Annotated in this window: 9 protein-coding genes; 3 read left to right on the top strand and 6 right to left on the bottom strand. The window is 62.2% G+C overall.

What is annotated here, in order from left to right:
- Positions 1-234 precede the first annotated feature (234 nt).
- Positions 235-2,718, top strand: a complete 2,484-nt coding sequence (locus F3G95_RS03275) for an ATP-dependent DNA helicase (RefSeq protein ID WP_149793793.1) — start codon at positions 235-237, stop codon at positions 2,716-2,718.
- A gap of 428 nt (positions 2,719-3,146) precedes the next feature.
- Here F3G95_RS03275 and F3G95_RS03280 read toward each other — a convergent pair whose 3' ends face one another.
- The 3 genes from F3G95_RS03280 to yfcE all read right to left on the bottom strand — a co-directional run bounded on the left by F3G95_RS03280 (position 3,147) and on the right by yfcE (position 5,188).
- A complete protein-coding gene (locus tag F3G95_RS03280; RefSeq protein WP_149793794.1) occupies positions 3,147-4,121 on the bottom strand; it encodes a 2-dehydropantoate 2-reductase N-terminal domain-containing protein in 975 nt (324 codons plus the stop codon).
- A gap of 46 nt (positions 4,122-4,167) precedes the next feature.
- Positions 4,168-4,425, bottom strand: coding sequence for a heavy metal-associated domain-containing protein (locus tag F3G95_RS03285; RefSeq protein ID WP_149793795.1), 258 nt, complete (start codon positions 4,423-4,425; stop codon positions 4,168-4,170).
- Between the two features lie 214 nt (positions 4,426-4,639).
- Positions 4,640-5,188, bottom strand: coding sequence for a phosphodiesterase (gene yfcE, locus F3G95_RS03290; RefSeq protein ID WP_149793796.1), 549 nt, complete (start codon positions 5,186-5,188; stop codon positions 4,640-4,642).
- Positions 5,189-5,546: 358 nt separating this feature from the next.
- Here yfcE and F3G95_RS03295 point away from each other — a divergent pair, with 358 nt between their 5' ends.
- Positions 5,547-6,878 (top strand): MATE family efflux transporter, encoded by a 1,332-nt coding sequence (locus F3G95_RS03295; protein ID WP_149793797.1) that lies wholly within the window; start codon positions 5,547-5,549, stop codon positions 6,876-6,878.
- Between the two features lie 444 nt (positions 6,879-7,322).
- On the opposite strand, the gene F3G95_RS03300 is transcribed toward F3G95_RS03295, so the two are convergent.
- From F3G95_RS03300 to F3G95_RS03310, 3 genes are all read right to left on the bottom strand, one after another.
- Positions 7,323-8,300 carry a Na/Pi symporter gene (locus F3G95_RS03300; protein WP_149793798.1) on the bottom strand — a complete coding sequence of 326 codons (978 nt, stop codon included), beginning with the start codon at positions 8,298-8,300 and terminating at the stop codon, positions 7,323-7,325.
- 139 nt (positions 8,301-8,439) lie between these two features.
- The gene (fucO, locus tag F3G95_RS03305) at positions 8,440-9,588 is read right to left on the bottom strand and encodes a lactaldehyde reductase (protein WP_149793799.1); all 1,149 of its coding nucleotides are present in this window, start codon (positions 9,586-9,588) and stop codon (positions 8,440-8,442) included.
- Positions 9,589-9,807: 219 nt separating this feature from the next.
- On the bottom strand, positions 9,808-11,208 hold the full coding sequence (locus F3G95_RS03310; RefSeq protein ID WP_149793800.1) for a sodium:alanine symporter family protein: 1,401 nt from the start codon (positions 11,206-11,208) through the stop codon (positions 9,808-9,810).
- A 252-nt stretch (positions 11,209-11,460) separates the two neighbouring features.
- On the opposite strand from F3G95_RS03310, the gene F3G95_RS03315 reads away from it, so the two are divergent.
- Positions 11,461-12,390: a MoxR family ATPase gene (locus tag F3G95_RS03315; protein WP_149793801.1), complete on the top strand. Its 930-nt coding sequence runs from the start codon at positions 11,461-11,463 to the stop codon at positions 12,388-12,390.
- Position 12,391 lies beyond the last annotated feature (1 nt).

The raw sequence follows: 12,391 nt of genomic DNA on the forward strand, positions 1-12,391 counted from the left end.
CGTGTGCGAATGCCTCTCCCTTTGGGAGAGGTGGCATCGCTTGCGATGACGGAGAGGGCAAGCACGCTGCCAAAAATACAGCTGTTGTGATAATATCTCTCTGACAAAGAAAGTGCCTATCGCTGTGCGGCGACTCCATCGTGCCGGGCTTGCCCTCTCAGGCGCTCCCGCGCCAGCTCCCCCAAAGGGGGAGCCTTATACAAGATGATGCCATAAAAAAGGAAGTGACCCGCTATGCCTGCTTTTCGCCTGCCTGTCCGCCAGCTGGTGGAATTTTTGCTCCGCACCGGCAGCATCGACAGTCGCTTTACCGGCTTCGACCGCGCCAACGAGGGCGCACGCATCCACCGCAAGCTCCAAAAGGCCGCAGGCGAAGGCTACGCCGCCGAAGTCTTCCTCTCCGGCGAGCGGGAGGCGGCGGGCATCCCCTTCACCATCGAAGGCCGGGCCGACGGCATCTTCACCGACGAGGCGGGCGTGACGGTCATCGACGAGATAAAGACCACAGCCGTCCCCGCCGACGACATCGCCGAGGACATGAACCCCTGCCACTGGGCGCAGGGAATGGTCTACGGGGCGCTGTATGGCCGTCAGCAGGGGCTGGAAAAGCTGGACGTCCGGCTCACCTACTACCAGATCGACACCGACGACATTCTCCGCTTCGTGCGGCATTTCACCCTTGAAGAGCTGGAAGCGTTTTTGCAGGATCTGCTCGAGCAGTACGCCCCCTGGGCGCAGCGTCAGCTGGCGTGGAAGGAGCAGCGGGGCGTGAGCCTTTCGGCGCTGGATTTCCCCTTCCCGGCCTACCGGCCCGGGCAGAGGGCGCTGGCAGGCGAAGTCTACCGCGCCTGCACTGCCGCGCCGTCTAAAAGCGGCGTCCGGCTCTTCTGTCAGGCCCCCACCGGCATCGGCAAGACCATGAGCGTCCTCTTCCCTGCTCTGCGGGCCATCGGCATCGGCTGCGGCGAGAAGCTGTTCTATCTGACGGCCCGCAACACGACTCAGTCCGCCGCCGAGGATGCCATTGCGCGGCTGCGGGCGTCTGATCCCAAGCTGGCTCTGCGCAGCGTGACCCTGACAGCCAAGGAGAAGGTCTGCCTCCACCCGGATGCCGAGGGCCATCCCGCCTGCCTGCCGGAGCTCTGCCCCTACGCAAACGGCTACTACGACCGGGTGAACACGGCCCTGAAAGCCCTTCTGGACGACGGTACCGGCCGCTTCGACCGGGCCGCGCTGGCCGACGCCGCAAAGCAGTTCACGGTCTGCCCCTTCGAGCTGGGGCTGGATCTGAGCGAGTGGTGCGACGTCATCATCGGCGACTATAACTACCTCTTCGACCCCGTGGTGCATCTGCGGCGGTTCTTCGACAGCGCGGGCGACTGGCTCTTCCTCGTGGATGAGGCCCACAATCTGCCCGAGCGGGCGCGGGCCATGTACTCGGCGCGCTTCTGCAAGAGCAGCCTCACCGAGGCAAAACGCGCACTCGGGCGGGGCAAAAGCACCCTCAAGACCGCTCTGAGCAAGGCCGACAAAGCCTTTTTAGAGGGACGGAAAGCGGTCTCGACCCTCGCGCCCCGCCGGGGCAGCACTGCCGCCGAAGAGGACGACAGCGGCCAGACCTCCCTGCTGGGATCTGCGGAGACGCCCGCCATCGAGCTGCCCGCCGCCGACTACGCTCAGGACGGCACGGTGTTCTGCAAGGAGCTTCCCTCAGCCCTGCTGGCCCCGCTGCGGGCGCTGACGGCTCCCTTGCAGGACTGGCTGGAAGACGATCCCGACGCCGAAGCCCACGCGGCCCTGCTGGATCTCTACTTTGAGGTGCAGGACATCCTGCGGGCGGCGGAACGGTACGACGAGCATTTTGCCGCCCAGCTCACCGCCCGGGGCAGTGACCTTGAATTGCAGCTGCTCTGCCTCGACCCGTCCCCCTTCGTGGACGCAAGCCTTTCGGCAGGGCGGGCGGCGGCGCTGTTCAGCGCGACGCTGACGCCGCCGGGCTACTACCGCACCGTCCTCGGCTGTCCCGAGGCCCGGGCCGTGGCGCTGGAAAGCCCCTTCCCGGCAGAAAACCTCGGGCTCTACTGTCTGCCCTCCATCTCCACCCGCTACCGCCAGCGGGAGGCCAGCATCCGGCCCATCTCGGACGCCCTCGCGGCGCTGGCGTCCAGCCGGGTGGGCAACTATCTGGCCTTCTTCCCCAGCTACGCCTATCTGCAGCAGGTGTGGGAGGACTTCACCGCCCGCTACCCGGACATCGGCACACTGGTACAGGAGAGCGGTCTGGACGACGCCGGGCGGGCGGCGTTCCTCGAGCGGTTTTCGCCCTGCCCGGAGAAGACGCTTCTCGGCTTCGGGGTCATGGGCGGCATCTTCGGCGAGGGCGTGGACCTCGCGGGCGACCGGCTCATCGGCTGCGCCATCGTGGGCGTGGGCCTGCCGCAGGTGAGTCCCCGTCAGGAGATGCTGCGCCGCTACTACGACGCCCAGAACGGGGCGGGCTTCGACTACGCCTACCGCTGGCCCGGGATGAACAAAGTCCTGCAGGCCGCCGGGCGGGTCATCCGGACGCAGGAAGATAAGGGCGTGGTGCTGCTCCTCGACGACCGCTTTGCCCAGAGCGAGTACGCCCGGCTCTTCCCGAAGCATTGGAGGCATCTGGAGTATCTGAGGGATACGGAAGAGTTGAAGAAAAAGCTGGAAGATTTCTGGAAAGGCTGAACCTCTCCGTCACGGCTGACGCCGTGCCACCTCCCCTACCGAGGGGAGGCTTTGGCATTCCGTAAAGCTTTCCCTCTTCGCCAGAGGCTCCCCTACTAGGGGAGCTGTCGAACGAAGTGAGACTGAGAGGTTGTACTAAGACGGGCCTGCCCTCTGTAGCAAGGCCCGCCCTTTTGCGCCATATTGCGCCTCAAGCGTCCAGCTCAGAGCTGCCCGGCCTGCCAAGGGCTCCCCTCGGCAGGGGCAACAACGACGACCGCCGCCAGTGACGGAAACAGGGAGTCGTTGTTGGGGCAGCGGCCAGCAAGACGCAAGCAAAGCGCAGCGGATGCTGGGTGCCGCAACCCGGCCTTGTCTGCGAAGCAGACTGAGAGGTTTTTCCCACACAAAAAAGAGGCAGACTCGCATCTGCCTCTTTTTCCATGCACTTATCGCTTTGCTTTCGCCGTCTTTTTCCGCATGATGTCCCACGAGGGCATCTGGCTGCGCAGGGTATCCCACGCCGTCATCCGGACGCTCGTCCGGGTGCGCAGACCTTCGAAAGCCTCATCGAGGTACTGCATCTCAGCCACAGCATGCATCGCGTGGTCGGAGACGCAGAGACGGCCCAGCGGGGTCTTACAGAGCGCCAGGACCATGGCGTTCATCTTCCGGCGGCCGGGCGTACCGGCACGGTAGCAGTCGGTGTTCTCCTTGTCGTCCACGGGGATGTGGGCGGCTTTCAGCATCTCGCAGGCCTCCCACGCGGCGTCGAGGACCAGGCCACGCTGCTCCTTTGTCGCCTTGGAGAGGTCGCCGCTGCAGGCGTAGCAGAGATAGCAGGCCGGCAGGATGAGGGCGAGGTGGCACTTGAGCCATCCGTCCATGTCGCTGACGAAGGTCAGCTTGTACTTTGCGCCCTCGAAAGCCGTCTTGACCCGGTAGCGGAAGACGCCCGAAAGGGGCGCGGTAGCCCCGCCGATGGTCATACCCACGCCGACATGGGCGCTGACGACCTTATCCACATCCCGGTGGCCGCCGCTGCTCTGGAAGCCGAAGGCGATCTTATCCGCCGGGCGCTGCATAGCCTGCATGATCTCCACGGCGTGGGGGTCATTGCCCACGAAGACGAAGTATTCGCTCCTGTTCTGCTTGAGGATGGGCAGCACGTCGGGCAGCTGCCCGGCCTGCATCGTCACGAAAACGAGGTCGTAGCAGTCGTCCGGGGCCAGCGTGTCGATGGTGGCCACCCGATCCACCGTGGTGCGGCACTGCGCCCAGTGGCGGATGACGAGGCCCCTTTGGTCGAGCCTCTCCTTCCACTCGCCCCGCGCCAGCATGGTGACGACATTCTTTTTGTTCTGCAGCAGACGGTGGGCCAGCTCACAGCCCTGCACGCCTGCACCATAGACCAGTATCCTCATCTCTGCCTGCCTCCTTATATAGGCCCCACCCCGGGGCCGGAAGTCATCAGTGCTTCAAAAACGAGAAGAAGCCCTTCTTCTCATACGGCTTTTCCTCTGCGCCGGTCACGGTATAGCCCGTGTCGGCAATGGCAGCCTTCAGGGCCTCGATGTCCAGCGGCTGGACCGAGACGATGACCGTCTCTCCCTTCGTGTGGGAGGAAGTCACCTTCTCCACCTGCGCAGTCTTGCGCACCACCTCGTTGACATGGCTCTCGCACATGCCGCACATCATGCCGTCTACTTTCAGCGTCGTCTGAACCATTGGTCAGCACCTCCTAAAAATCGTTATCCACTGGGCAGACTGCACAAGCCGCCCGTGTGTTTTTCGTCATTTTGTTAGTTTTGCCTAACTTTTTATGGGAAACAAAAGGCCGTCGGCCCCGCGCACCCCTCCGCGCCCGAGACAAAAGACCCTGTTTTTTCTGTTTCCGTCTTCATCATACCACACCGGTATGGTAATTGCAAGTGCCGGTTCCTCACAGTACACGGGTGTGGTATATTTCTCCCGTCTCTACGTCTTTCCAGTAGAAGACGCCGTTTTCCAGGATCATATAGCTGTGGGGACTGTTTTCCTTCGGGATGCTCAGGGAGCCGGGGTTGAGGCAGACGTTCCTCTGCCCGAACTCCGTCCACGCCGGGACGTGGGTGTGGCCGTGGAGCAGGATGTCCCCTTCGGCCAGCGGCGGCGGGTTCTTTCCATTATAGATATGCCCGTGGGTGGCATAAATGAGCTTTTCGCCCGCCGGGAGGATGCAGTAATCCGCCATCACCGGGAGATCCAGCACCATCTGGTCCACCTCGGCCTCGCAGTTGCCCCGGACGCAGCAGAGTTTGTTTTTCAGGCCGTTCAGCATCGGGATGACCTCTTTCGGCGCGTAGTCCCGGGGCAGGTCGTTCCGGGGGCCGTGGTAAAGCAGGTCGCCCAGCATCAGCAGCCGGTCAGCCCCCTCCCGCTCAAAGGCCTCCACCATCTTTTTGCAGTAGTAAGCCGACCCGTGCAGGTCGGACGCGATCATCCATTTCATGGCGCTTTTCCTCCGTTTCTGTCTGGCTTTATTGTATCACGAAATGGCCGCTTGAAAAGCCTTTTGTGAAAAGTCATACTTTTCACTTGACAATCCACCCGTTTCGTGGTATCCTATCGCAGGCCGGTCAGAAAGGCACCTCCCGTGCTGCCCTTTCCGGCCCGCATCCCGGTGCCGTCCGGCGGCGTCCCGTAACGCCGCTTTTGCGATGCACCGTATTTCTCAGCACTTCAATAAAACCCGTGTGGATTTTTACAGCATAGATGTTTGCTACTTTTCGCCACACAATGGCCCGCTTCAAGCCGCCGTTGTGTGGCTTTTCTTGTGCGGAAATTTCAGGAAAGGAAGCTTTTTCCCCATGAACGATACTTTTATGAAGACGAAGCCGGTGTTCCCGCTGCTGGTGTCGATGGCTCTGCCCAACGTCATCTCCATGCTGGTGAACTCGCTGTACAACATCGTGGACAGCCTCTTCGTGGCCCAGATCAACGAGCAGGCCATGACGGCCCTCTCCCTCGTGTTCCCCATCCAGAACTTCGTGAACGCCGTCGCCATCGGCTTCGGCATAGGCATCAACGCCCTTGTCGCCCTCTACCGGGGCGCAGGCGACCACGACAGAGCGGACACCGCCGCCACCCACGGCATGGCCCTCTCGGTGCTCCACGGCATCCTCTGCACGCTGGCAGCTACCGCTGTCATGCCCGGCTTCCTGGCCCGGTTCACCGCCGACGGCACCATCGTCTCTATGGGCGTGACCTACTCCACCATCGTCTTCCTGTTCGCTACCGTGAACATGGCCAGCCTCGCCTTTGAGAAGCTCTTTCAGGCCGTGGGCCGGATGAAGCTCACCATGATCGCCCTCATCTCGGGCTGTGTCTGCAACATCCTGCTGGACCCCGTCCTCATCTTCGGCCTTGGCCCGGTGCCTGCCATGGGCATTGCCGGCGCGGCGCTGGCTACCGGCATCGGACAGGCCGTCGCTCTCGTCATCTACCTCGTGGTCTACAGCACCACCGAGTCGCCCGTCCATCTGCGCCGGAAGGCCCTGCGGCCTGACCTCTCTCTCGAAGGCCGTCTCTACGCCATCGGTGTGCCTGCCATCCTGAATCTGGCCCTGCCCTCCCTGCTGGTCACCTTCCTCAACGGCCTGCTGGCGGCCTTCTCCGAAAGCTATGTGGTGGTGCTGGGCATCTACTATAAGCTCCAGACTTTCCTCTATCTGCCCGCCAACGGCATCGTGCAGGGAATGCGCCCCCTCATCGGCTACAACTACGGTGCAAAAGAGCACGCCCGGGTGGCAAAGCTCTACCAGCTCACCCTCGGCATGAGCGCCGTCATCATGGCGGCAGGCACCGTCATCTGTATGGCCGCTTCCGCGCCCCTCATCGGCCTGTTCTCCTCCAACCCCGAGACCATCGCCATCGGCCAGACCGCCCTGCGCATCATCTGCCTCGGCTTTGTGGTGTCGGCGGTGTCCACCACCTCTTCCGGCGCGCTGGAAGGTCTGGGCAAGGGTGCGGCCTCGCTGGTCATCTCCCTCTGCCGGTACGTCATCTTCATCATGCCGCTGGCGTGGCTGCTCTGCCGCCAGCTCGGCCCCACCGGCGTCTGGCACGCCTTCTGGGTCACGGAAGTGCTGTCGGCTGTCATCGCCTTTGCGGTGTATCGGAAGAGCGTTGTTAAGAAGTAACCTGCCCATAGGCGAAAGCCTCTCCCTTTGGGAGAGGTGGCTGCGAAGCAGCCGGAGAGGGCAAGCCCGTTTTCCAAGAGAATCCACACAGCGATAAGCATTGGCTTTTGTCAGAGCGATGCCATCGCCGTGTCTGCGCTTTTCCGTCAGCATCCTTGCCCTCTCAGTCGCTGACGCGCCAGCTCTCCCAAAGGGAGAGCCATTGGCAGGCCGGTCAACTCTGAACTGACCGCTGAAAGCTCAATATGGCATAAAATAATAGTGCCCTGCTACAGAGGGCAGCAGCTACGGAACAATGTCCCATGTCAAGCTGTTGTGAGTCTCTGTAGCAGGGCACTACTGTTTATGATAGATTAAACTTTGTTCATTCAGACGAAGCCTGTCCGGCTCGCCAGAGGCTCCCCCCTTGGGGGAGCTGTCACGCCTACGGCGTGACTGAGAGGGCTACTCTTCCGGCACCAGCGCACACACCAGCCGCACCATCCACGGCAAAAACGGCAGCCAGAGCAGGGCGCAGCAGACGTTGAAGGCGGTGTGGGCATTGGCGATCTGCCGGGAAATGACTTCCAGCTCCGGGCCTTTGGGGGAGATAAGCTCCACCAGCCGGACGAACCAGGGCAGCAGCACCGCCGCCAGCAGGCTCCCGCTGAGGTTGAAGCAGCTGTGGGCCAGTGCGGCGCGGGCGGCGTTCTTTCCCTGCCCGATGCAGGCCAGCAGGGCCGTGACCGTCGTGCCGATGTTGTCGCCCAGAAGGACCGGCACCGCCCCGGCAAGGCCCAGCACGCTGTGGATGCCGTCCGGCCCGGCCTGCCGGGCCACGTTCTGCAGCAGCGCGATGGTGGCCGAACTGCTCTGCACCACCATGGTCATACAGAGGCCCAGCAGGATGCCCAGAAGCGGCGACTCCTTCACCCGGGTCATCCAGTCGAGAAAGACCGTCTGCCCGGCCAGCGGCTGCAAAGCCCGGCCCAGGATGTCGATGCCCTCGAAAAGCAGCCCGAAGGAGAACACCGCCTCTCCCACGGCCTGCCAGCGGGGCCTGCGGGCCACAAAGTCGAGGAGAAAGCCCAGAAACAGCACCGGGTATACCAGCGTCTGGACATCGAAGGCGATGAGCTGTGCCGTCATGGTGGTGCCGATGTTGATGCCGTAGATGACGGCCACCGCCCGGGGCAGTTCCAGCAGCCCGGCGCTGACAAAGCCGATGACCATCACCGTCGCCGCAGAGCTGCTTTGGAGCACCGCCGTCACGGCCAGCCCGGTGAGGACGCCCAGCAGCGGCGTGGCCGTCAGCCGGGCCAGCAGCCGCTTCATGGCGTCACCCGCCGCCCGCTGCAGGGCGCGGCTCATCCTGTCCATCCCGTAGAGGAACATCGCCAGCCCGCCGAACAGCGCAAAGAGCATCTCCATCCCCTGCTCCATCCGCACACCCCCTTGTCCGTCAGTGTATGAGGGGTGGACGGGCAGTATGACGGGAAGCCTCTGGCGAGCGAATGCGAGACTGAGAGATTATTTTACAGCAGCCTGTATTTTTTATAAGGGCAAAGCGCTCCGACTCAGATCACAGCTGGCTCTTGTACAGCTCCACGATCTCCTCCACGCTGGTGTCGCGGGGGTTGCCGGGACGGCAGGCGTCAGCATATGCGGACTCGGCGAGGAACTGGATGTCCTCTTCCTTCAGGATGCCGTTCAGGTTTGCGGGGATGCCCACGTCAGCGCTCAGCTGCTTGACAGCGGCGATGGTGGCATCTGCGGCCTGTGCGTCGTTCATCTCGTCGATGCCCTTCACGCCCATAGCCTTGCCGACGGCACGATAGCGCTCACCGGCGACGGTCTTGTTGTACTCCAGACCCACCGGCAGCAGGATCGCGCAGGCCACGCCGTGGGGAGTGTCATACAGAGCGGACAGGCCGTGTGCCATGGAGTGGACGATGCCCAGACCCACGTTGGAGAAGCCCATGCCGGCGATGTACTGGCCCAGAGCCATGCCCTCGCGGCCTTCCGGAGTGTTCTGGACAGCGCCGCGCAGGTTCTCACTGATGAGCTTGATGGCTTCCAGATGGAACATATCGGAGATGGTGCAGTGGCCCTTGGTGATGTAGCCCTCGATGGCGTGGGTCAGAGCATCCATACCGGTGGCGGCAGTCAGGCCCTTGGGCATGGAGGCCATCATATCGGGGTCAACCACAGCGATCTCGGGGATGTCGTTGGTATCGACGCAGACGAACTTGCGCTTCTTCTCCACGTCGGTGATGACGTAGTTGATGGTGACTTCAGCGGCAGTACCGGCAGTGGTGGGGACTGCGATGGTAAAGACGGCGTGCTTCTTGGTGGGAGCGACGCCTTCCAGAGAGCGCACATCGGCGAACTCGGGATTGTTGATGATGATGCCGATGGCCTTTGCGGTGTCCATGGAAGAACCGCCGCCGATGGTCACGATGCAGTCAGCCTCTGCGGCCTTGAAAGCGGCCACGCCGTCCTGCACATTGGCGATGGTGGGGTTTGGCTTGATCTCGCTGTAGACGGTGTAGGCGAAGCCTGCAGCGTCCAGCAGGTCGGTGACCTTCTTGGTGACGCCGAACTTGAGAAGGTCGGGGTCAGAGCAGACGAAAGCCTTCTTGTAGCCGCGGGCGGTCAGCTCGGGAACGATGTTCTCGATGGCGCCGTGGCCATGATAAGAAATAGTATTCAGAACGATACGATCAGCCATTGGTAAAACCTCCTGATTTTGCGCCCCGCCGGGCGGCGGGTACGACTCTCTTTGCTTCTACTTTACCACTTTGTTAAAATTTGTTCAATATCAATTCTTATGATTTCCATGAAATTTTTATACTTTTTTGAGTTTTTGCAGAGAAAGTAGACAAAATCAAAGGGTTGCTGACAGCAAAGCGCCCTCCGGCGCGGGCCGGAGGGCGCTTTGAATCATTCTTTACTTTCCTGCGCCCTCGCCCGCAAAGAACTCCTTCGTGAGCTTTGCCACCGTGCCGGACAGCAGGAGCAGGGCCATGAGGTTCGGGATGCTCATCAGTCCGTTGAAGGTGTCGGCGATGCTCCACAGCAGGCCCAGATCGACCGTCGCGCCCAGAATGGACACGAAGGAGTAGACCACGAGGAAGGGGCCGACCACCTTGTCGGTGTGGAACAGGAACTCGATGCACCGGGAGCCGTAGAGGCCCCAGCCGATGATGGTGGAGAATGCAAAGCTGCAGAGCGCCACCGCCGTAAAGATGGACGACCAGCCGCCGTAGGTGGCCGTGAAGCCGGAGATGGTCAGCTCTGCGCCTGCCGCACTGCCGTAGCCCACCGGCACGCCGCTGCACAGGATGACCATGGCGGTCAGGGTGCAGATGACGATGGTATCAGCGAAGACCTCGAAGATGCCGAACATCCCCTGCTTGACCGGCTTGTGGGTATCGGCGCAGGCGTGGGCGATGGAGCCGGTGCCGAGGCCGGCCTCATTGGAGAAGATGCCGCGGGAAACGCCCTTCTGCATACTGAGGAAGATGCTGCCGATGGCACCGCCGGTGAAGGCCTGCGGGTCAAATGCACCGCCGACGATGGAGGCCAGCACCGCCGGGAAGCGCCGGTAGTTGATGACCACGACACCCAGCGCCAGCACGACGTAGAACAGCGCCATGAACGGCACCAGCTTTTCGGTGACACTGCCGATGCGCTTGACGCCGCCCAGCAGCACCATAGCCACCATCATGGCCACCACCACGCCCACGACGAGGTTGACCGTGGGCAGGATGCTGTTCAGGCTGCTGCCGTAGGCCAGCAGGGCCGAGTCGATGGCTGTGACGATGGTGTTGACCTGGGTGGCGTTGCCGGTGCCGAAGACCGTCAGCACGCCGAACAGCGAGTACAGCACCGCGAGGAACTGCCACCGGCTGCCGAGGCCGTTTTTAATATAGTACATGGGGCCGCCCACCAGCTCGCCGTTTTTGTTCCGCTCGCGGAAATGCACGGCCAGCGTCACTTCGGAGAATTTGGTACACATGCCCAGCAGGGCCGAGCACCACATCCAGAACACCGCGCCCGGCCCGCCGATGGCGATCGCGCCCGCCACACCGGCGATGTTGCCGGTGCCGACGGTAGCGGCCAGCGCCGTACACACTGCCTGGAACGGAGTCATCGCGCCGTCGGAGGCATCCTTTTTGCGGAAGATGCGGCCAATGGTCGTTTTGATGGCATAGGGGAATTTCCGGAGCTGCAAAAAGCCTGTCCGCACACTGAGCAGCAGGCCCACGCCGATGATGCAGACCATCGCCGGGATGCCCCAGATAAAGCTGTTGACCGCCTGATTGACGGCCGTGATGGTTTCGAGCATACTTTTACGCCTTTCTTTTTCACTTTGACACAACGAAAATTATTTTATCGTATTTTAAGCGGCCTGTCAATTTACTTTGAACGTGAAATCTGCACGTCCCGACTGAAAGTTTGTTAAAATAGCTTCACCTTTATTTTCTCTGCTTCTTTGCCGCTTTTTTGCCCGCCAAAGCCCTACACAAACCGCGCGGGTTGTGCTATGATAAGGGTGAAATTTCGGTTTGGCACTGCCAACCGCAAGGAGATGTCATAGATGTCTGAAACATCTGCTCTGATGGATACGCTGCGGCAGGAAGGGGTCTCCCCCGACCTGCTGCGCGCTGTGGAAGAATACCGTACCGCCCACCCGCTGGCGGAGGCCCTGCGCCCCCGCATCCCCTCCCCTGCCTTCGTCTACTACGGCAGAGAGGTGTGGGAACAGGCGCTGGCCGCCCTGCTCTGCGGCGAAAATCTGCTGCTGGCGGGCGGCAAGGCCACCGGCAAGAACGTGCTGGCCGAAAACCTCGCCGCCGCCTTCGGACGCCCCGCGTGGGACATCTCGTTCCACGTCAATATGGACGCGGCGTCCCTCATCGGCATGGACACCTTTGAGGGCGGACAGGTCAAGTTCCGCCCCGGCCCGGTCTACCGTTGCGCCCAGAGCGGCGGCTTCGGCGTTCTGGACGAGATCAACATGGCCAAAAACGAGGCGCTGGCCGTCCTGCACGCGGTGCTGGATTTCCGCCGCGCCATCGATGTGCCGGGCTACGAGCGCATCCCGCTGGCCGAGGAGACCCGCTTCATCGCCACCATGAACTACGGCTACGCCGGCACCCGTGAGCTGAACGAGGCCCTCACCTCCCGCTTCGTGGTCATCCAGATGCCCACCATCACCGAGGAGAACCTCGAAAAGCTCCTGCGCACCCAGTTCCCCGATTTGAACAGCAAGTATGTCAGGCAGTTCGCCCTGCTCTTCCTCGATTTGCAGAAAAAGTGCGACAGCGCGGAAATTTCCACCAAAGCTCTCGACCTGCGCGGTATGCTGGACGCTCTGCGCCTGATGCGCCGGGGCGTCGCTGCCGGGGCTGCGCTGGACATGGGCATCGCCAACAAAGCCTTCGACTCCTACGAACAGGGCCTCATCCGGGACGCTATTGCCGCCCGCATCCCGGCCCAGCTCACCGCCGCAAAGCTCTTCGATTAAA

The organism is Faecalibacterium sp. Marseille-P9312, from assembly GCF_902497445.1.
Lineage (GTDB): Bacteria > Bacillota > Clostridia > Oscillospirales > Ruminococcaceae > Faecalibacterium > Faecalibacterium longum.

What these genes read in the sequence shown, in the direction of transcription:
- F3G95_RS03275 (WP_149793793.1), top strand. Translation starts at nt 235, where the DNA reads ATGCCTGCTTTTCGCCTGCCTGTCCGCCAGCTGGTGGAATTTTTGCTC.
- F3G95_RS03280 (WP_149793794.1), bottom strand. Translation starts at nt 4,121, where the DNA reads ATGAGGATACTGGTCTATGGTGCAGGCGTGCAGGGCTGTGAGCTGGCC.
- F3G95_RS03285 (WP_149793795.1), bottom strand. Translation starts at nt 4,425, where the DNA reads ATGGTTCAGACGACGCTGAAAGTAGACGGCATGATGTGCGGCATGTGC.
- yfcE (WP_149793796.1), bottom strand. Translation starts at nt 5,188, where the DNA reads ATGAAATGGATGATCGCGTCCGACCTGCACGGGTCGGCTTACTACTGC.
- F3G95_RS03295 (WP_149793797.1), top strand. Translation starts at nt 5,547, where the DNA reads ATGAACGATACTTTTATGAAGACGAAGCCGGTGTTCCCGCTGCTGGTG.
- F3G95_RS03300 (WP_149793798.1), bottom strand. Translation starts at nt 8,300, where the DNA reads ATGGAGCAGGGGATGGAGATGCTCTTTGCGCTGTTCGGCGGGCTGGCG.
- fucO (WP_149793799.1), bottom strand. Translation starts at nt 9,588, where the DNA reads ATGGCTGATCGTATCGTTCTGAATACTATTTCTTATCATGGCCACGGC.
- F3G95_RS03310 (WP_149793800.1), bottom strand. Translation starts at nt 11,208, where the DNA reads ATGCTCGAAACCATCACGGCCGTCAATCAGGCGGTCAACAGCTTTATC.
- F3G95_RS03315 (WP_149793801.1), top strand. Translation starts at nt 11,461, where the DNA reads ATGTCTGAAACATCTGCTCTGATGGATACGCTGCGGCAGGAAGGGGTC.